Raw genomic sequence first — 20,745 nt, forward strand, 5'->3', positions numbered from 1 at the left:
TATGAACGTTAAAATAATCGACCTTCCAAAACACGAAGATCCTAGGGGTAATCTATCTTTTATAGAAGAAGAGAATCACATACCTTTTAAAATTGAGAGAATATATTGGATATATGATGTGCCGGGTGGACAGATAAGAGGAGGCCATGCTTTTAAAGAACAAAATGAATTTATAGTTGCTCTATCAGGAAGTTTTGATGTAATCGTTGATGATGGTAAAGAGAAAAGAACATACTCGCTAAATAGATCCTATTACGGACTATATATACCAAACGGATTGTGGCGTAGTATGGAAAATTTCTCTACTAATTCAGTAGCTTTAGTTTTAAGCTCTACAGACTATAATGAATCAGATTATATCAGGAATTACGAAGATTTTTTAATAAGCAAGGATGAGAGATGAAACGGTATATAATTGTTCTATAATAGAATTGTCCCAAATTAGTAACAGGGCGGGCAATATAACACCTGTCACTAATTTTGAAAATTTACCTTTTAGTATTTCAAGAGTTTTTTATTTGTATGATATCCCTGGGGGTGAAGATCGCGGTGCGCATGCCCACTTGGAGTGCCATCAATTCTTGATAGCCGTGGGTGGTAGTTTTGATGTTGAACTAGACGATGGCAGGAATAAGAAAAACGTTTCTTTAAACCGCCCAAATTTTGGGTTGCATATCCCTCCCGGTATATGGGCAGCGGAGAAAAATTTTTCTTCAGGTGCAGTATGTTTAGTTCTAGCATCTCATAAGTATGAAGAGAATGATTATATAAGGGACTATAATGAATTTAAAAAGATTAAATGATCCATCCTAGCTCAGAGGTATATTCGGATAATATTGGTGAGAATACCGATATATGGCAGTTTTGCGTAGTGTTGCAACAAGCTGTAATTGGTAAGAACTGTAATGTAAATTTTAATGTCTTTATTGAGAATGATGTTGTCATAGGTAATAATGTAACCATAAAGCCCGGTGTTCAACTGTGGGATGGATTAAGAATAAGTGATAATGTTTTTATAGGTCCCAATGTAACTTTTACCAATGACCTAATACCCCGATCAAAACAATATCCTGAAAAATTTGCTCAAACTTTTATTAATGAAGGAGCTTCAGTTGGGGCAAACTCTACCATTATTGCAGGTAATACGATCGGAAAATTTGCATTTATAGGGGCCGGAAGTGTGATAACGAAATCTTTGCCGGATTTTTCATTATGGTATGGAAATCCTGCAAAACATAAAGGATATATAACAAGAGGAGGAGTAATTCTCGATCTTTCACTAACTGATGAAAGTGGAAATAAATTCACCTTGCAAAATGGAGAACCCGTATTAGTATGATAAAATTTCTTGACTTAAAAGCTATAAACGATCAATATTCTTCGGAAATTAAAGATGCAGCTTCATCTGTTATAGATTCAGGCTGGTATTTACAGGGGAGAATGTAGATAAATTTGAATCCCACTTAAAGGACTATATAGGGGTATCCAATGCGATTGGAGTAGGGAATGGCCTGGATGCGTTAAGGTTAATTTTTAAGGCTTATTTAGAACTCGGAGTAATGCATGAGGGAGATGAAGTAATAGTGCCTGCAAACACGTATATAGCTTCTGTTCTTGCTATTACCGATAATCATTTAAAACCGATTTTGGTGGAGCCAGATATAAATACTTATAATCTCGATATTACTAAAATTGAAAAAAGTATAACAGAAAAGACCAAAGCCATTATGGTGGTTCATCTTTACGGGCAGGTATGCTGGAATCGAGGACTTGAAAGGTTGGCTCAAGAATATAATTTAAAAATAATTGAAGACAATGCTCAGGCAATTGGAGGTGAATTTAAATATAAGGATGGGCAAATAAAAAGAACAGGGTCTTTGGGAGATGCAGCTGGATTTAGCTTCTACCCTGGGAAAAATTTAGGCGCATTAGGAGATGCTGGGGCCGTAACCACAAACGATGATGATTTATCTCAGGTGATTAGAGCCTTAGGAAACTATGGGAGTAAACAAAAATATATCAATGAATTTCAGGGTCTAAACAGTAGGTTAGACGAAATTCAAGCAGCTTTCCTTAATGTGAAGTTGAAATATTTAGATAAGGAAACCCAGCGAAGGAGAGAGGTTGCGGCTTTTTATTTAGAAAACATTAAAAATCCTGAAATAATATTACCGGAAGTAAATGGTAAGGTAGAGAAATGCAATACTCATGTATGGCATCTTTTTGTGATTAGAACGAAATATAGAGAAGAATTTAAAACATATTTGGCCAAATGCGGAGTGCAGTCTTTAATCCATTATCCAATTCCACCGCATAAACAAAAAGCTTACTGCCAGTGGAACAATTTAAATTTTCCTATTACTGAGAAAATTCATAATGAAGTTCTTAGTTTGCCTATTGGACCCAATATGATAGCTGACGAGGTTAATTCGATAATACATATAATTAATGAATTTTCAGTTTAATCGAAAACTAGTTTCAATTTTTGCCGGTTTTTCAGGAGTAGGTGTTATCACTACTCTAATTTCAATCGGGGCAATTTATTTATTTATTGAAGTTTTTCAAACCCCACTTATTCTAACTTATTCAATAATTTATTTTTCAACCATCCTCTTGTCATATTTTATGAACTCACTCTTCGTTTTCAAGTCACCACTCGAACTGAAAAAGGGTTTGATGTATTTCCTTATTTATCTCAGTGGAATGTTAATTGGTGTTTTAATGTTAGGCTTGTTGAAGAATATTTTGACATTTGAACACTTTATTTTAGCTTACATTGTTCTTCCCTTGACTATGTTGTGGAACTTCATTTTATCATTTTACCTATTTAAATCTAAACATATATGTTAAGTTTAATCTTACTTTCCTATTATAGTGGAGAACGAATTAACAATGTCTATGATAAAATTTGCTTATTGTTAAGCAAATATGAAATTCCCTTTGAGTTTATTGTTATTGATGACGGTTCAACTGATGATTCATTTAAAATAGCTAAGAAACTTGAATCTTCTAATAATAATGTTAGAGCATACCAATTGAGTAAAAATTATTCTTCACATTATGCAATCTTTGCCGGTTTAAGCGTATGTGAGGGTAAATGCGTAACAATACTACCAGATGATGAGCAACAACCTTATTCATCTATAGTTGATATGTATAGGATTTGGGAGCAAGGGGAAAAAGTTATTATACCATATAGGGAAAAGAGAAATGATGGATACTTAAATAATTTATTATCTCATTCTTATTATAAAATTATTAATTATCTGTCTGAGGTTACTTTTCCTAAGGGTGGGGCAGATTCTTTTTTTATTGATAGAGAACTTATTGATTTGATTAACCATAGAATTCATCCAATCAATACATCTAGTATTATTGAAGTTCTACGCCTCGGCTTCTCACCTGTATATTATCCATATGAAAGGGTGAAGGGGATAAATAATAAAAGCAGATGGACGCTAAAAAAGAAAATTAGATTATTTAAGGATACCTTTTTTTCTTCTTCCACATGGCCCATAAAAATTATTACCAATTTGGGGTTGTTTTTCTCTCTTATTGCCTTCCTGATAATTGTGTTTTATGTTTACATTAAAATTTTTGGTAATCTGAATTTTTGGGGTGAAATTCTGCCTGGTTGGACATCCACAATTATAATCGTTTCATTCTTTAGTGGTTTGATATTATTTTCTCTTGGTATTATTGCGGAGTATATCTGGCGTATCTATGAAGAGGTTAAGGCTCGGCCTGGTTATATTGTGAAGAAAAATAATTGATTTATTGTTATTCAAAGAATAAAAAATGAGATTATTGAAAATTTCTAACGGATTATGGGGATGTGTACTCTCTTTGTTGGCTGCTTTAAGCCTTATCTATGCCTATATAAGTTTTGATGCTCCATATTACCTGGCCATCGCAAGAGATATTTCAAATGGCTTAGTTCCCTATAAAGATATCAGTAGTCTTTATGCTCCTTTGATGATGTATCTTAATTCTCTAATATTTTTATTCTTTGAAGACCCCGATTATAACTACTTCTTATTTTTCCAATATGCGATTATCTTTTCTTCTGCGGGTCTATTATACCTTTTAGCTAGAAAATTAAATTTGAACAAGCAGAAATCATTATTCTTAAGCTTATTCTTAATATTAGCTATATTGAGTTCCGATGGAATTAATATAAATCTTGAGGTTTATTTGATATTATGCGTTTTCTGTTCCTTTTGGTTTTTAATAAATAAACATTTTTTTTTAGCTGGAGCATTTCTATCTTTGAGCGTTCTTGTGAAACAATATGGGGTCTTTAATTTTATTCCTTTTTTCCTGTTAATATTTTATTATCATAATTTTAATAAAAAAAATCTAATAAAATTCTTAATAGGGGCTTCTATCCCTGTAATTCTTTTTTTGATATATTATGTTTTTATAAATAATGTTTCTTTTTTAGAATTATTAGATCAACTCAGCGGAAGGGGATATGGTCAGAAAAATGTTTCCAGATCCCGATCACTTTTCACCTGGCTAGTAGGATCTAAAGTTTTTCTGTTATTGCTTCTTCCTTTACTATTTCTTAAGATAAAACCTTTTAAGGATAAAATCTCTGGTATTTTAATTTTAGGAATAATTGTAAACTTAGTTCCTGTTCTCATTCAGGTTTTTCCTCATTATTTTATTATAACCTTTCCCTATATTTTTATGTTATTTGTTAGAAATGAGAGGAATATCAATAAAAAGTTCATCTACATTTCAAACATTTCATTGATGGTAATTTGCCTTTTATTATTTCTGAGAATTTTCAGATATAAAGATGTTTATGGGGAGCAGTTAAATAATGCAGAGAAATATAAAAATGAATATCCCGAAGGGTCTATAGTGTTTTTGGCTGGACCTATAAGATATTTGTACATCTTGAACGATTATCAGAATCCTGTCTTGGAGCAGGTTGGATATGATTATTCTTTTCAGCCAGATGATGAATTCAGGGAAAATTATGAAGTGATTGCTCTAGAATAAAGGGCCGTTAATCAATGTATAATTAAAATATTTGTAAATGTTGAATCCAAAACAGGATTTTAGTTCACCATAGGTTTAAGATTACTTTAGGAATTAAGCTTGATAGAATAATTAACTTCGCAAAAATTAAAATTCCATTTTCAATAGCTTCGACTTTGATTATTAGAATAGTAAATTTTATGTGCAAAAAATTCAATTATTGGTTCTTAATAAAATCCAATTTAAGAATAAATAAAAAATTTAAACTAGCCTTTAAGGAGAATGATTTATATAAACTAGTTTAAAAAAAATTAAAGATAATAACTTAGGAATGTTAAAAGATAAATCAATATTAATTACAGGAGGTACCGGTTCACTCGGCAAAGCTTTAACTGGACATATCCTCAAAGAATTCCCTTATATTAAACGTCTGGTAATTTTTTCCCGGGATGAACAGAAACAATTTGAAATGGCTCAGGAATATCCAGCAAAGGACTTTCCTCAAATTCGATTTTTTATTGGAGATGTAAGGGATGAAGCGAGAGTAAAAAGAGCATTAAAGGGGATAGATTACGTTATTCATGCAGCAGCGATGAAACATGTACCGATTGCGGAATATAATCCTATGGAGTGTGTGAAAACAAATATTATGGGAGCTGAGAATATTATTAATGGCAGTCTTGAAACAAGTGTTGAGCGTGTTGTAGCACTTTCTACCGATAAAGCTGCTGCTCCTATTAATTTATACGGAGCCACAAAATTGGCTTCAGATAAATTATTTGTTGCTGCTAACAATATAACCGGCTGGAATCCAATTAAATTTTCTGTGGTGCGTTATGGCAATGTTATGGGGTCTAACGGCTCTGTTATTCCATTTTTTCTTAAAAAGAAAAAAGAAGGAGTGTTACCTATTACAGACCCAACAATGACCCGGTTTAATATTTCCCTTCAGGGTGGTGTAGATATGGTCATGCATGCTTTGGAACATGCATGGGGCGGTGAAATTTTTGTGCCTAAAATTCCTTCGTATAAAATTACTGATATTGCCGAAGCAATTGGTCCAAATTGTGAGAAGCCTGTAGTAGGAATTAGACCGGGTGAGAAAATTCACGAAGAAATGATCACAGATTCAGATTCTTATTACACCTATGATTTAGGAAAATACTATACAATTTTACCTGCTACTCACAAGTGGCACTTAGAAGATTTTGTTGATAAATTTAATGCAAAAAAAGTAGCTCCCGGGTTTCAATATAATTCAGGAGAAAATGAAGAGTGGGAAACAGTTGAAGATCTTAGAAATTTAATTAAGGAACACGTTGATCCAACCTTTGAAGTATAATTTATGAATAACCCAATTCCATACGGTCGACAAAATATCACAGAAGAAGATATTGAAGCGGTGGTGTCCACTTTAAAGTCAGATTACCTTACACAGGGTCCTAGGATTGCTGAGTTTGAAGAAGCTTTCGCGAATTATGTGGATTCTAAATTCGCTGTTGCGGTTTCAAATGGTACGGCTGCACTCCATCTTTGTGCTCTCGCATTAAATGTTAAAAAAGGAGATAAGGTTATAACTACGCCAATTACTTTTGCTGCCTCTGCTAATTGTGTAAGATATTGTGGAGGTGAAGTCGTATTTGTAGATATAGACCCGGAAACTTATCTTCTCGATATTGATAATGTTCGCAAACTTTTGGAAGCTGAACCTAAAGGGACTTATAAGGGAATTATTCCTGTTGACTTTGCCGGAAGAGCAGTAGATCTGGAGGCATTTAGAAAAGTTGCTGAAGAGTATGATCTATGGATAATAGAGGATTCATGCCATGCTCCTGGAGGATTTTTTGAAACTAATGGTGAAAAAGAATTCTGTGGAAATGGAAAGTATGCAGATTTAGCTATTTTTTCTTTCCATCCTGTTAAGCATATTGCGAGTGGAGAAGGAGGTATGATTACTACCAATGATGAGAAGTTATACAATAAACTTTTACAACTAAGAACGCATGGAATAACAAAGGATCAGGATAGTTTTGAGAATTCTCTATCATTTGCTCGAGGGGATGATTCACCAAATAATTCCCCTGAATTTCCTGGCTGGTATATGGAAATGCAGGATTTAGGTTTCAATTATCGAATTACAGATTTTCAAGCAGCCTTAGGTTCAAACCAGTTAAAGCGTGCAGATAAAGGTTTGACGAACAGAAGAGAAATTGCGAAAAAATATTTTGAAGCTTTTAAAGATGCATCATTTGTGAGGTCTCAATCTGGCATCGTTGAGGGGCATGCGTATCATTTATATATCCTTGAAGTTAATAATAGATTAGAACTTTATAATTATTTAAGGGAGTACAAAATTTTCGCTCAAATACATTATATACCTTGTCACTTAATGCCTTATTATAGAGGATTAGGTTGGGAGGAAGGGGATTTGCCAAATGCGGAAAACTATTATAAGGGGTGTATAAGCCTGCCCATGTTTCCTACTTTAACTGAAACCGAACAAGATTTTGTGATTGAAAAAATAGAATCTTTTTATGTTGGAAAGTAAAATTGGTTTGGGAACTGTACAATTTGGAATGGCTTACGGTATATCAAACAAAAATGGCCAAACCTCGAATGCTGAAGTTGCCCAAATTCTAAAACTTGCTAAGGATAACAATATTTTGATTTTAGATTCAGCCTCAGCCTACGGGAATTCTGAAGAAGTACTTGGTGAGAATGATTTAAGCTGTTTTAATATTATAAGCAAGTTCATGCCACCGAAAGATGGGAGATCAATTTTAATTCAATTTGAAGAAAGTTTAAAAAGCTTAGGTGTAAATAGTATCTATGGATATCTGGCCCATAGACCGCTAAATTTGATTGAGAATCCTTCCAGGTGGGCGGAATTGTCAAAAATAAAATCTAGTAACAGAGTTCAAAAAATTGGTTTTTCGCTGAATGAACCATCTGAATTAAGCTATTTACTAGAAAAAAATCTAATTCCAGATTTAGTACAGGTGCCATACAATTATTTTGATAGAAGATTTGAAAATGAAATTATTAAATTAAAACAACTGGGATGTGAGATTCATACAAGATCAACATTTCTTCAGGGATTATTCTTTATGTCCCCGGAAGATCTAAGTGATTTTTTTGATGAAATCAAACCTAGCTTAGGACAATTACAGAAGATTTCAACTCTTAACGGCGCTTTATTGAGATTCGTTTTAGAAAAAGATTTTGTTGATAAAACTATTATAGGTGTAGAGAATGTGAATCAATTAAAAGATAATATTAAGAGCATTCAGAATACCAGCGCTTTACCAGACCTGGAAAATCATATTAATGAAGATATATTAATTCCTTCACGATGGCCAACAAATTAAAATTAGGTGTTATAGGGATGAGTGAGGGGAATGGACATCCTTATTCTTGGAGTGCAATTTTTAATGGCTATGATAAATTAGCAATGAAAGAATGTCCGTTTCCTATTATACCCGAATATTTAAGTAGACAAAGCTTTCCAGAAGACGGTTTAGGTCATCTGGGTGAAGTAACTCATATCTGGACTCAGGATAAGACAATTTCTGCGGATATTGCAAATGCTTCTAAGATCTTAAATGTTGTTGAACATCCGGAAGATATGATCAACCATGTGGACGCAATACTATTGGCGAGAGATGACGCAGAGAATCATGAAGATATGGCTAGACCATTTATAAAAGCAGGTTTACCAATTTTTATTGATAAACCACTAGCTCTTTCTAAAAAAGAGGCAGAGAATATTATTAATAGTGAAAGGACAGAGAATCAAATTTTCACCTGTTCATCACTACGTTTTGCGGAAGAATTAAAATTGTCACTAGAAGAAAAAAGGGACTTAGGAGATCTAATACATATTGAAGCTCAAGTACCTAATAAATGGGACACTTATGCTATACATTTAATCGAGCCAATAATTGAATTAAATCCAGAACGAGGTAACCTTATTTCTATTCATAGATTAAAGAATAAAGGTATTCACAGCACATTAGTACAATGGGAGAATATTTCAGCCTACCTTAAAGTTACAGGAAAGCTATCTCTACCTTTAAGATTTAAGTTTTATGGGGTGAATGGAGTGGTTCAAAAAGATTTTTTAGATTCATACAGCTGTTTTAAAAGATCTCTGGAGAAATTTATAAATGTGATCCGAGGGAGCGAGCCTAATATAAATAGGAATGACACTTTGGAGGCGATTGAAATTTTAGAAAACGGTAGGTAATGAAAAATATTTTAATTACAGGTGGGAGTGGAAAGGTAGGATTTCAATTGTTGAAGCATTTCCTTGCTAATGGTTTAAACGTTATAACTACTTCTACTAATAAGAATCGATTTTTAACAGAGAAAAAAAATGAGCTAACAGAAGAACAATTTGATAAGTTAAAGATTATTGAAGTAAATTTCAATGATTCTGATGCTGAGAATATAATCTTGAATTTTCTGGATTTTCATAAGATTTCAATTACAGATATTATTCATAATGCTAGATCACTAGAATTTTTAAAGATTGACGATGACAAATCTATTTCCAATCGTAACTTCGCAGGTGAATTTTACATTGATGTAATTTTTCCTTATCGGTTAACACTTGCGATTAAGAACAAAAGTGATAATGAATTAGCTAATATTATTTTCATTTCTTCTATGTATGGCGTTGTAGGTCCAACACCATCACTATACGAGGATTTTGAAAATTCGTCACCAATACATTATGGAGTTTGTAAAGCAGCGCAAATTCACCTTACCAAAGAATTAGCTGTAAGACTAGCGCCAAAGATCAGAGTAAATTGTGTGAGCTTTGGTGGAATTAAAGGTAGAACAGATTCCGAATTCGAAAAACGATATTTGAACTTAACACCACAAAAAAAAATGTTAATAGATGAAGATGTCATAGGTCCTGTAGATTATCTTATTTCAGAAAATTCAAAAAATATGACTGGGCAGAACTTAAAAGTTGATGGTGGATGGACAATATGGTAAATAAGAAAGTTATTGCGATAATACCAGCTAGAGGAGGATCGAAGAGAATTCCTAAAAAGAATATTTTAGAAATTCACGGAAAACCTATGTTAGCCTGGACCATTGAGGCAGCCTTAAAATCTAAATACATAGATGAAGTATTAGTAAGTACTGATGATGAAGAAATTGCAAATATTGGGAAAAGGTATGGAGCCAAGGTTCCATTTTTGAGAAGTTTAAATTCAGATGATCACTCTCCAATTAGTTTAGCGACAATTCATGCACTTGATCAATGGGAAGATGAGGGGTATTCCAAGCATGAAATAGTAGTACAATTGATGGCTAATTGCCCGCTTCGTACAAGTTCTGACATTGATGACTCCATTGAAAATTTTTTTAAGAAAGATCTGGATTTTCAAATTAGTTGTTTCAAGTATGGTTGGATGAATCCATGGTGGGCACACGAGATAGATAAGCAAGGACTTGCTAAACCAGTGTTTCCGGAATCTGAAAGAATGAAGAGGTCACAGGATCAACCCGATTTATATTGTCCTACTGGCGCAATCTGGATATCAAGGGTGAAGGAATTGAAAAAATCCCAGAGTTTTTATGGATCTGGTTATTCCTTTTTTCCAATTAATTGGATTAAAGCAATTGATATTGATGAATATGAAGATTTAGAGATGGCTAAATATTTTATGAATAGTAAGATTGGCAAATAATCTTCTTGTAGATATTTTAATTTTTTTGCAGATGGATAAACTAAATAGCATACTGAATATCAATCCTAAAGGTAAGGTGGTTCTAGTTACTGGTGGTTACGGGTACTTAGGTAAAGCAATTTCTGAAAGTTTAATCAACCATGGAGCACTAGTATATGTGTTGGGAAGAAATAAAAATAAGTTTGAAGAAGTGTTTGTAAAGAATTCTTTCTTAAATAAAAAACTCTTTTTTCAATTTTGCGATATTTCAGATACGAAGAGTATTCAAAATGCTTTTGAAAAAATTAATAGCGAACGCAAAATAGATGTATTGATTAACAATGCATTTTACTTATCCGGTCAGTCTCCTGAAACTATGAATGATGATGAATGGAGCTATGGAATTGACGGCACATTAAATTCGGTATTTAAATGTACAAGAGAAATAATACCTTTCTTTAAATTTACTGGTGACGGAAAAATTATAAATGTATCCTCTATGTATGGAGTGATTGCTCCAGATTTTGAGGTATATGAAGATTTTCCTCAATTCCTGAATCCTCCAAATTATGGAGCGGCAAAGGCGGGAGTTTTACAATTGACAAAATATTTCTCATCTTACTTAGGTAAATGGAATATTAAATTGAATGCAGTTACACCTGGAGCTTTTCCTTCCAAAGGGGTTCAGGAGGATAAGAAATTTGTTGAGAATTTAAAGAAAAAATCATGTTTGAACCAGATAGGAAAACCTGAGGATTTAGCAGGAATATTTACATTCCTATCTTCTGATGCATCAAATTTTATAACCGGTCAAAATTTTATCGTAGATGGTGGATGGACGGTTAAATAATAAAAAAATTGGTTTTATAATTCAGGCTAGGTTAAAAAGTACTCGGCTACCAGGTAAAGTTTTAATGCCTATACCTTTAGATTCCAACAAAAGCATTTTATACCGAATTATTGAATCTCTAAAAGGTTATAATGATTCAAATTATCAGATTATTGTAGCTACATCTATAAATCATGAAAATGATCTTATTGAAGATTTTTGTAATTCCGAAGATATTACCTGTTTTAGAGGCGAAGAAGAAGATGTTTTAAGCCGATTTATAGAAATAAATAATTCGTATGATTTTGATGCAATAGTAAGATTAACCGGAGATAACCCAATTATTGATATAAAAATATTAGCAGAGGAAATAAATCACCACTTGAAGGAAGAATTTGATTATTCATATTCCCAGGGTTTACCCTTGGGAATGAATTTTGAAATTATTAATCCATCTCGATTAGCAGATTTAGCAGGGAAAAATCTTTCAATGCCAGAGAAAGAGCATGTCACTTTATTTTTTAGGAATAATAAAATTGATTACTCAATAAATTCACCTGAATTAAATTTTGATTTAGAAATTCAGAAACTGAGATTAACAATTGATTATCCTTCAGATTATTTGACGCTATCGGCTTTAATTGCAGTTGGTCTGAAAGAAAATATTGCAGGAATAAATTTAGTGAAATATTGTTTAAAAAACTATGCTTGGATTTTTCAAGGGAATATAAATAATGTTCAAAAAGTACAGTGAGAAAGTATAAAGTTTTAAATAAAAATAATTATGAGAGTGGGGAATTTAAAATTATTCCCTTGCGTTTAGAGGATCGTTTTGAAATAATGAAATGGAGAAATGAACAAATATATCATTTAAGACAAAATAAACCTCTCACAGAAAAGGATCAGGATGAATATTACAAATCGGTAGTAGATAAACTTTATGAAAAAGAGCGTCCAGATCAAATACTATTTTCTTTTTTGAAAGGTGAAAAATTAATTGGCTATGGAGGATTAGTACATATTAATTGGATAGATGAAAACGCTGAAATTTCTTTTATTATGGAGACGGCATTGGAAACCAATAATTTTGAAAGCCTATGGATTGAATTTTTAAATCTAATCGAGGAAGTTGCTTTTAAAGACTTAAGCCTACATAAGATTTTCACTTATGCTTTTGACTTACGTCCTAAATTATATACTGCTTTGAAAAAATCTGGTTTTGGCTTAAGTGCTAGATTATCTGAGCATTGCTTTTTTGAAAATAAATTTATTGATGTTCTAATTCACTCCAAATTCAATAAGGAGAAAGAACTGAGAAATGCAGCATTCTCAGATGTTGATTTAATTTTTAATTGGGCAAAAAATCCAATCGTTAGGCAATATTCATTTAGTAAAGAAAAAATTCAGTTTGGTGACCATGTGAAATGGTTTATAAATAAAATAGAAGATCCAAAATGTAGGTATTACATATTGGAAATCAATGGGGTTCCCGCGGGCTCAATTAGATTTGATCTTGATGAAAATAATGAAGCATTAATTACTTATTTAATAGATCCGGTTTTTTCAGGAAAAGGCTTAGGGACATACATCTTGAAAGTAGGTTTGGAACGGCTTGAAAGCGATGTACCCTTTGTGAAAGTTATTTCTGGGTATGTTATGCCAGAAAATATTGCTTCAATAAAAATTTTTGAAAAATTGAGATTTAAAGATATGGGTAGAAAGGAATATGAAGGAATAGAAATGATTGAATTTATATACTTGAAAAAATGACCTTTGTTTTAGTTACTGAAAAGATTTGGCATATAAACTTCTTTGAAATTTTAAAAGAAGAAAGTGAACATTCATGGTTCTTAATCAATTCGAAGAAGGAATTCAATATTGGGCATCTTCGAGAAATTAATCCTGACAAGATTTTTATTCCGCACTGGTCTTACATTATAAAAGAGGAAATTTTTTCTAATTATGAATGCATAGTATTTCATATGACCGATCTCCCTTATGGAAGAGGAGGTAGCCCATTGCAAAATCTGATTGTTCGAGGACATTCTGAAACGAAGGTTTCTGCATTAAAAGTAACTAAGGGAATTGATGAAGGTGATATTTATTTAAAACGAGATTTAAATCTTAATGGAACTGCTGAAGAAATTTTCATGAGATGCTCAAAAGTTATTTTCGAGATGATAGATGAGATCATATTTAAAGCCATAAAACCGATTCCACAAATAGGAGATATTGTTAATTTTAAGCGACGAACACCTGATCAGTCTGATCTCTCAAATCTCAAAACTTTAGAAGATATATTTAATTATATACGTATGCTTGATGCAGAACAGTATCCAAAAGCATTTTTAGAAACTGAAACTTTGAAATTTGAATTTTCAAGGGCAAGTTATAAATCTGATAAATCGATAATAGCAGATGTTAGAATCACTAAGAAATAAAAACTTATTAATTGTAGTTGCCCATCCAGATGATGAATTATTGGGTCTCGGAGCCACTATGAATTGTCTAATAAAGGGAAATTATAATGTTAATACTCATGTAGTAATTCTAGGAGAAGGCATAACAAGCCGAGCTAAAAGTCGGAATACTGAAATGTGGAAAAAAGAATTAAGAATTCACAGAGAAAATATAAGGTCTGCCCAAAAATCAATTGGGTATCATAGTCATAGTATTTATGATTTTCCAGATAATAGATTTGACACCGTTGCTTTACTTGATATTATCAAAGTGGTAGAGAAAGAAAAGCAAAAATTCCAACCTGATGTGATTTTCACTCATCATGGAGGAGATGTAAATATTGATCATCAACGTACATTTGAGTCGGTTATAACATCTTGCAGGCCAATGAAACATGAGAAGGTGCAAACTATAATAACTTTTGAAACACCGTCTGGCACCGAATGGCGTGCTTCTTCAGATCCTAAGCATTTTATCCCAAATTTATTTTTTAAAGTCAATGAGGAGAATGTAGACGCAAAAATTAAAGGTATGGAAAGTTATGAGTTTGAAAGACGGGAATATCCACATCCACGTTCTCCAGAGGCATTGAAAATCCAAGCACAAAGATGGGGAGTTTCAATAGGAACAGATTATGCAGAGGCTTTTCAAATAATTCGATCTATTAATTAAAGTTAAAAAAATGACAATTCAGGATTATGAAATAAATAAGGATTCTAAAGTTTTTATTATTGCCGAACTTTCAGCGAATCATAATGGAAATATTGAGACAGCTATAGAAACAATTAAGGCTGCTAAAAGGGCTGGAGCTAATTGTATAAAATTACAAACTTATACTCCGGATACCATGACTATTAATTGTGATAAAAAAGATTTTATCATTGATGGCACTATATGGGAAGGAAGGAATCTTTATAATTTATATGAAGAGGCATATACACCGTGGGAATGGCATAAAAAATTATTTGATGTTGCAAAAGAGGAAGGATTAATTTGTTTTTCTTCACCATTTGACAAATCGGCTGTAGACTTTTTAGAGGAATTAAATACTCCAGCTTATAAAGTTGCTTCGTTTGAAATTACAGATATTCCTTTAATAGAATACATAGCTTCCAAAGGAAAACCGGTCATTATTTCTACTGGAATTGCTGAGCAAGAGGATATTGAATTAGCTTTAGAAACTTGCAAAAATGCTGGTAATGAGAATGTTGCTGTGCTGAAGTGTACTTCATCATATCCTGCCCCTATAAATGAAGCTAATATGATTATGGTAAAAGATTTTACTGAAAGATTTGGGGTTATATCAGGACTATCTGATCATACTTTAGGTAATACGGTTCCTGTAGTGGCCACTTGTTTTGGCGCAAAAATTATAGAAAAACATTTTATACTGGATAAATCTATCGGTGGTCCAGATGCATCATTTTCATTGGATGAAAATGAATTTAAGGAGATGGTAGATGCAGTAAGAAGTGCAGAAAGTGCCATAGGTTCTGTTGATTATAATCTTACTGAAAAACAAAAAAAGGGTAAGGACTTTAGTCGTTCATTATACGTAGTAAAAGATATTAAGAAAGGCGAAAAATTGACATCGGACAATATCAGATCAATAAGGCCTGGATTTGGTTTGCATCCAAAATATTTTGAATCTGTTTTAGGCAAACTGGCGAAAACAGATTTAGAAAAAGGGACACCTTTAGAACTTTCCAAATTGTCTTAGAATGAAAATATTAGTTGCACAGATTATAGGCTATGGTTCTTACGGTAAGGGCTTGATGTTGGAGGAGTTACAAAGGTTAATTAAAGAAAATCCAAATGACGAAATTTACTATTTAACCTGTTCAAATACATTTAATTCATGCTATTTCAACCCTGATAGCAAGCCGGAAATTTGTTACCTATGTAAAAAGGGAAAAGCCAATAGTCTCAATTTGATTGAAGGGAAATTCCAACATTTAAAGATTGACGACTTACTTGATCAAAGCGATTTTAAAAAGGCCAATGATTTTGTTAGTACGATTACAAAAGTAGATTTTGGATTGCAGTACGAAAACTTTAGAGTAGGTGAATCAGCTCTTTCAACATATATTTCCAAAACCAGGGATAGAGATCTAGAACTTGTTGAAGACAGTTTTACACAAGAGCTTATTTTGAACGGTGTCGCTATGTATATTGCATTAAAGAGATTTTGCGTTGAAAACTCTATGGATGTAATTTATAACTTTAATGGTAGGCATATTTATAATAGGGCAGTAATGGATGTTGGTCTGGCTATAAATAAACCATTATATAATGTTGAAATGCCAAGGATAGGAGGAGCTATTGAGCATTTCAAAAATAAATTACCACATTCTATAAAATATAAGCAAAAACTGTTTGAGGAAGCCTGGGAGGATGAAAACCTATCTACTGAAGATAAGGTCAATATTGCCTCTGAATATTTCGAGAAAAGACGTTCGGGAACGAGGGTTAATGCCAGGAGCTTTACAGAAGAGCAGGATAAAAATAGTTTGCCTGAAGAAGTAAATTATGACCGAAGTACTACTGTTCTATATACAAGTTCAGACGATGAATTTGCTGCCATAGGAGATGAATTTTCTAATCCATATTTTAAAGATCAAAACGAGGGCATATTTTATGTTGCAAAGCTTTTTAATGAAAAATTTCCTGAGCAAAATTTAATAGTAAGAATACATCCCAATTTTGCAGGTGTGAAATTTGAGTATGCAAAAAAGATTAATTCTTTAAAAAATACATATAAAAATGTGCATTTAGTAGAACCGGAAAGTAAAGTAGATTCTTATGCCCTAATGGATATTGCTGAAAAAATAATCACCTTTGGCTCCAGTATCACTACAGAAGCAACCTATTGGGAGAAACCTGTGATTATGCTAGGAAGATCTTTCTTTTCTGGAATGGGTATTGCATATGAGCCTGATACAATTGAAGATTTAGAATCATTAATTAGAAACCCTCTGTCTCCAAAACCAAAACAGGGTTCGCTGAAATTTGGCTATTATCTAATGAATGGAGGTATGAAAGCTAAATATTATAATAGGGATAATAGGGGGGAAACTTATTTTAAAGGTAAGAAGCTGTATTTCTACAGTAAGTCACAATTAATTACGGCTAAAATAATTGAATATGCTTCTCGAATTTTTGGATCTAGACCTTTTAAAAGAAATCATAAATGAAGATTAAGAAAGTTCTCAAGGATAACTTCCAATATTTTTTTTATTTCTACGGTTACCTTAGACATAGAATATTCATAGCTTTTAGTTTAAGTTTCGCTAGGGGTGTTTTAGATGGTTTTGGGCTGGCAATGTTTATACCTCTATTAAAAATGTCATCTGCCGGAACGGAAAGTATTGAAAATGATGGTTTAGGTAATTTGAGTTTTTTACCTCAGTTTCTAAATAGTATAGGGATTAGTCTGAATATAAGAAATACATTATTTATTATTCTTACATTTTTCTGTTTTAAGGGAATCGTAGCATTTATAGAAGGATATACCAGGGTGACTTACCAGCAATTATTTATGCGGGAAATAAGACTTAGCAATATTAAATTATTGAACACTTTTAAATTTAGTGAATTTGTTAAATCTGATGTAGGTAAAATTCAGAATACATTTAGTGCAGAAGTAGGACGTGTAAATATTGCATATAAAAGTTATTTTAAAGCTATAGAATATGGTGTTTTAGTTCTAGTTTATGTGTGTTTCGCTTTCGCTGCTAATGCTAGATTTGCCATTATTGTAGCTATAGGAGGAATGTTAACTAATTTCTTATTTAAATGGTTGTTTGAAAGAACAAAGATTCTTTCTAAAAAATATACCAAGAGTGCACATAGTTTTCAAAGTTTGTTGATCCAACACGTAGCTAATTTCAAATATTTAAAAGCTTCAGGATTAAATTTTAGGTATGGTACTAAATTGGAGGAGAATATCACCGAACTGGAAGAGGTGCAAAAGAATCTGGGATTAGTAGATTCAGTCTTGAGGGCATTAAGGGAGCCGCTTACGATATTGGTAGTGGTAATTGCTATTCTAATACAGGTAAGTTATTTTAATTCAGATATAGGTTTAATAATTTTAAGCCTATTATTTCTTTATAGAGCCTTAACTTTTTTACTGGCTTTGCAGGAGCACTGGAATAAATTTCTTGGTGTCTCCGGTTCGATGGATAATATGACCGATTTCACTAATGAATTAAAAAAAAATAAGGATAGAAATGGAGATGTTGAGTTTAAAGGATTTAAAGAAAAAATTACGATCCGGGACATTCATTTTAAATTCGGGAATACTCCTATCATAACTGGGTTAAACTTGGAGATTAATAAAAATGAAAGTATAGCTATAGTTGGAGAGAGTGGCTCTGGAAAATCTACTATGATGAATATTTTATCTGGTCTACTCTTACCTGAAAAAGGTGAGGTATTAGTTGATGGTAAGCCTTTGAAAAGTTTAGATCTTAATTCGTACAGAAAAAGGATTGGATATATAGCACAGGAAGCTCCTATTTTTAATGATAGTGTATTCAACAATATCACATTCTGGGCAAAAAAAAGTGAGGAGAATTTGAAGAAATTTGAAGAGGCTATTCAAAAAGCTGCCTTATTTGATTTTGTAAATTCTTTGGATAATAAAGAAAATGAGATTCTAGGTAATAACGGTATTAATATAAGTGGAGGGCAAAAACAACGTCTGTCTATAGCTCGAGAATTATACAAAGATGTCGATTTTTTATTTATGGATGAAGCTACTTCTGCTCTAGATGGAGAAACTGAAGCTGCAATTCAATCTAATATAGATAAATTAAAAGGACAATATACTATTATAACAATAGCCCATAGACTGGCAACAGTTAAGAATGCTGATAAAATTATAGTGCTAAAAAGGGGTAATATTGAAAATATAGGAAATTTTAAAGAGTTATCTGAGAGCTCGAGTACTTTCAAAGAAATGATTAAACTGCAAGGTATGTCAGCATAATCAACTTAGGACAAACAACATTAAATCATTTTCTTTTAATTTTTCAGTAATTGGATATTCAAAGTACTTTAAGAATATTTCATAATAATATGTCGTAAATAAATCGAAAGATGAGTTATTTCATTTAAGGATTTAAAACGATAATAATAAGTAGGGTATTAAATTTAGAAACAATAATCTTGTTTTTTTTATAACGTAAAATTATGATAGTATTGTTTTTTAATTTATAAATATGCACACTATAAACTAGGACAACATGAAGTTACTTGATTGCACGCTCCGAGACGGAGGATATTATACTAATTGGGATTTTGATAAAGAACTTGTTAAAACTTATTTTAAAGCTTTTAATAATTTACCAGTAGATTATTTAGAGATAGGTTACCGTTCCAATCCTATGAAGTCTTATCTAGGTGAATATTTTTACTGTCCTCAGTATGTATTGGAAGAATCAAAAGAAATTTCTTCAAAAAAACTAGTTATCATTTTAAATGAGAAGGATGTTCGGATTGAACATGTTTCAAACTTGCTAAAACCTTGCATAGGATACATAAGCATGGTTAGAATTGCAATTGATCCAAAAAATTTTAAAAGAGCCCTTGGTTTAGCGTCTGCCGTTAAGAATTTAGGTTTTGAAGTGGGATTCAACGTAATGTATATGTCGAATTGGGAAAATGAAAAAGATTTTCTTAATCAGATAAAAGATGTAAATGGAGTTGTTGATTATTTTTATATGGTTGATTCTTTTGGAGGAGTTTATCCTGAAGATGTGAGAAAAACTTTTGATATTGTGAGAAGCCAAACCGATACAAGAATTGGTTTTCATGGGCATAATAATCTTCAAATGGCTTTAATTAATACTTTAACAGCAATAGAATGTGGAGTGTCAATCGTTGATGCAACCGTTACAGGAATGGGGCGAGGAGCTGGGAATTTACAAACAGAATTATTATTAACAGCACTGAATGCCAGAGAAGGTTTAGAGTTAGACTTTAATGCATTAAGTAAAGTTGTAGACCCATTTTCTAAAATGCAAAATGATTATGGTTGGGGTACTAATTTGCCTTATATGGTATCTGGTGCAAACTCCTTGCCACAGAAAGAAGTGATGTCATGGGTGACTAAGAGGTATTATTCTTTGAATAGCATTATTAGGGCATTATCCAATCAATCCAAAGGGATTAAAGATAATGTTGACTTAAAGGATTTAAATGAGGATAAAAATTATAAATCTGCGTTAATTATTGGGGGAGGTCCCACAGGGAAACTACATTCGAAGGCTATTAAAGAATTTATAGCTAAAGAGGATGATTTATGTATAATACATTCCAGTTCTAAAAATGCTCATGAATTTAAAGATATTAAAAAGTTGCAAATTCATTGTTTGGCAGGGAATGAGGGGCATAGACTGGAAGAAAGTTATAGTGAAATTAGTATAGAAGATAAATTAGTAATATTACCTCCTTTTCCTCGAACTATGGGGACATATATTCCTAGGAAACTGGAAGATGTAGCTTTTCAATTAAAGAATATATCTTTTACGGATAAGTATCACGAATCAGTGACATCCCTGGCGATTGAAACAGCTATAAAATTAGGGGTACAAAATTTTTATTTCGCAGGTTATGATGGTTACAATGGAGAGATACAGTCTCAAGAACTGGAACTATTTAATGAGAATGAATATATATTTGAAAGTTTGAAGGAGAAAATGAAGCATGACCCGGTTTCCATTACCCCTACGTTATATAGTGGATTGTCGGCTGAATCAGTCTTTGCAATAATATAAT

General features: G+C 32.3%; 21 protein-coding genes. All 21 read left to right on the forward strand.

Translation table 11 applies throughout. The annotated features are described in order from the left end of the window. The first annotated feature begins 1 nt into the window (after nucleotide 1). The 21 genes from BLT95_RS01555 (at nucleotide 2) to BLT95_RS01660 (ending at nucleotide 20,744) form a co-directional block, all read left to right on the forward strand. Nucleotides 2-403, forward strand: a complete 402-nt coding sequence (locus BLT95_RS01555; protein WP_089664319.1) for an FdtA/QdtA family cupin domain-containing protein — start codon at nucleotides 2-4, stop codon at nucleotides 401-403. Continuing rightward, nucleotides 393-803: an FdtA/QdtA family cupin domain-containing protein gene (locus BLT95_RS01560; protein ID WP_089664320.1), complete on the forward strand. Its 411-nt coding sequence runs from the start codon at nucleotides 393-395 to the stop codon at nucleotides 801-803. The genes BLT95_RS01555 and BLT95_RS01560 overlap by 11 nt, the downstream gene beginning before the upstream one ends. Then, on the forward strand, nucleotides 800-1,339 hold the full coding sequence (locus BLT95_RS01565; RefSeq protein ID WP_089664321.1) for an acyltransferase: 540 nt from the start codon (nucleotides 800-802) through the stop codon (nucleotides 1,337-1,339). Before BLT95_RS01560 ends, BLT95_RS01565 begins: the two co-directional genes overlap by 4 nt. Before the next feature lie 136 nt (nucleotides 1,340-1,475). Then, nucleotides 1,476-2,465 carry a DegT/DnrJ/EryC1/StrS family aminotransferase gene (locus BLT95_RS01570; RefSeq protein WP_347584299.1) on the forward strand — a complete coding sequence of 330 codons (990 nt, stop codon included), beginning with the start codon at nucleotides 1,476-1,478 and terminating at the stop codon, nucleotides 2,463-2,465. A gap of 378 nt (nucleotides 2,466-2,843) precedes the next feature. After that, the gene (locus tag BLT95_RS01580; RefSeq protein WP_089664323.1) at nucleotides 2,844-3,773 is read left to right on the forward strand and encodes a glycosyltransferase; all 930 of its coding nucleotides are present in this window, start codon (nucleotides 2,844-2,846) and stop codon (nucleotides 3,771-3,773) included. A gap of 25 nt (nucleotides 3,774-3,798) precedes the next feature. Beyond that, nucleotides 3,799-5,010: a hypothetical protein gene (locus BLT95_RS01585; protein WP_089664324.1), complete on the forward strand. Its 1,212-nt coding sequence runs from the start codon at nucleotides 3,799-3,801 to the stop codon at nucleotides 5,008-5,010. Nucleotides 5,011-5,320: 310 nt separating this feature from the next. Beyond that, a complete protein-coding gene (gene pseB, locus BLT95_RS01590) occupies nucleotides 5,321-6,331 on the forward strand; it encodes a UDP-N-acetylglucosamine 4,6-dehydratase (inverting) (protein WP_089664325.1) in 1,011 nt (336 codons plus the stop codon). Between the two features lie 3 nt (nucleotides 6,332-6,334). Continuing rightward, a complete protein-coding gene (gene pseC, locus BLT95_RS01595) occupies nucleotides 6,335-7,537 on the forward strand; it encodes a UDP-4-amino-4,6-dideoxy-N-acetyl-beta-L-altrosamine transaminase (RefSeq protein ID WP_089664326.1) in 1,203 nt (400 codons plus the stop codon). Beyond that, nucleotides 7,524-8,357, forward strand: a complete 834-nt coding sequence (locus BLT95_RS01600) for an aldo/keto reductase (RefSeq protein WP_089664327.1) — start codon at nucleotides 7,524-7,526, stop codon at nucleotides 8,355-8,357. The genes pseC and BLT95_RS01600 overlap by 14 nt, the downstream gene beginning before the upstream one ends. Further along, entirely contained in the window at nucleotides 8,342-9,235 is an 894-nt protein-coding gene (locus BLT95_RS01605; protein ID WP_089664328.1) for a Gfo/Idh/MocA family oxidoreductase, read from the forward strand. Before BLT95_RS01600 ends, BLT95_RS01605 begins: the two co-directional genes overlap by 16 nt. Further along, complete coding sequence (locus tag BLT95_RS01610; protein ID WP_089664329.1) at nucleotides 9,235-9,993, forward strand: SDR family oxidoreductase; 759 nt, start codon at nucleotides 9,235-9,237, stop codon at nucleotides 9,991-9,993. Before BLT95_RS01605 ends, BLT95_RS01610 begins: the two co-directional genes overlap by 1 nt. Then, nucleotides 9,978-10,694, forward strand: coding sequence for an acylneuraminate cytidylyltransferase family protein (locus BLT95_RS01615; protein WP_089664330.1), 717 nt, complete (start codon nucleotides 9,978-9,980; stop codon nucleotides 10,692-10,694). The genes BLT95_RS01610 and BLT95_RS01615 overlap by 16 nt, the downstream gene beginning before the upstream one ends. A gap of 31 nt (nucleotides 10,695-10,725) precedes the next feature. After that, on the forward strand, nucleotides 10,726-11,523 hold the full coding sequence (locus BLT95_RS01620; RefSeq protein WP_197676990.1) for an SDR family oxidoreductase: 798 nt from the start codon (nucleotides 10,726-10,728) through the stop codon (nucleotides 11,521-11,523). Then, nucleotides 11,501-12,256 (forward strand): hypothetical protein, encoded by a 756-nt coding sequence (locus BLT95_RS01625; protein ID WP_089664331.1) that lies wholly within the window; start codon nucleotides 11,501-11,503, stop codon nucleotides 12,254-12,256. The genes BLT95_RS01620 and BLT95_RS01625 overlap by 23 nt, the downstream gene beginning before the upstream one ends. Further along, nucleotides 12,253-13,272, forward strand: coding sequence for a GNAT family N-acetyltransferase (locus tag BLT95_RS01630; RefSeq protein WP_089664332.1), 1,020 nt, complete (start codon nucleotides 12,253-12,255; stop codon nucleotides 13,270-13,272). Before BLT95_RS01625 ends, BLT95_RS01630 begins: the two co-directional genes overlap by 4 nt. Beyond that, on the forward strand, nucleotides 13,269-13,943 hold the full coding sequence (locus tag BLT95_RS01635; RefSeq protein ID WP_089664333.1) for a formyltransferase family protein: 675 nt from the start codon (nucleotides 13,269-13,271) through the stop codon (nucleotides 13,941-13,943). Before BLT95_RS01630 ends, BLT95_RS01635 begins: the two co-directional genes overlap by 4 nt. Next, nucleotides 13,921-14,634, forward strand: coding sequence for a PIG-L family deacetylase (locus tag BLT95_RS01640; RefSeq protein ID WP_089664334.1), 714 nt, complete (start codon nucleotides 13,921-13,923; stop codon nucleotides 14,632-14,634). The genes BLT95_RS01635 and BLT95_RS01640 overlap by 23 nt, the downstream gene beginning before the upstream one ends. Nucleotides 14,635-14,644: 10 nt before the next feature. Continuing rightward, nucleotides 14,645-15,682: a pseudaminic acid synthase gene (pseI, locus tag BLT95_RS01645; protein ID WP_089664335.1), complete on the forward strand. Its 1,038-nt coding sequence runs from the start codon at nucleotides 14,645-14,647 to the stop codon at nucleotides 15,680-15,682. A gap of 1 nt (nucleotide 15,683) precedes the next feature. Further along, the gene (locus BLT95_RS01650) at nucleotides 15,684-17,156 is read left to right on the forward strand and encodes a hypothetical protein (protein ID WP_089664336.1); all 1,473 of its coding nucleotides are present in this window, start codon (nucleotides 15,684-15,686) and stop codon (nucleotides 17,154-17,156) included. Further along, a complete protein-coding gene (locus BLT95_RS01655; RefSeq protein WP_172822557.1) occupies nucleotides 17,153-18,955 on the forward strand; it encodes an ABC transporter ATP-binding protein in 1,803 nt (600 codons plus the stop codon). Before BLT95_RS01650 ends, BLT95_RS01655 begins: the two co-directional genes overlap by 4 nt. Before the next feature lie 256 nt (nucleotides 18,956-19,211). Then, nucleotides 19,212-20,744 carry an aldolase catalytic domain-containing protein gene (locus BLT95_RS01660; RefSeq protein WP_089664337.1) on the forward strand — a complete coding sequence of 511 codons (1,533 nt, stop codon included), beginning with the start codon at nucleotides 19,212-19,214 and terminating at the stop codon, nucleotides 20,742-20,744. Nucleotide 20,745 lies beyond the last annotated feature (1 nt).

The organism is Gramella sp. MAR_2010_147, assembly GCF_900105135.1.
In the GTDB taxonomy this organism is placed as follows: domain Bacteria; phylum Bacteroidota; class Bacteroidia; order Flavobacteriales; family Flavobacteriaceae; genus Christiangramia.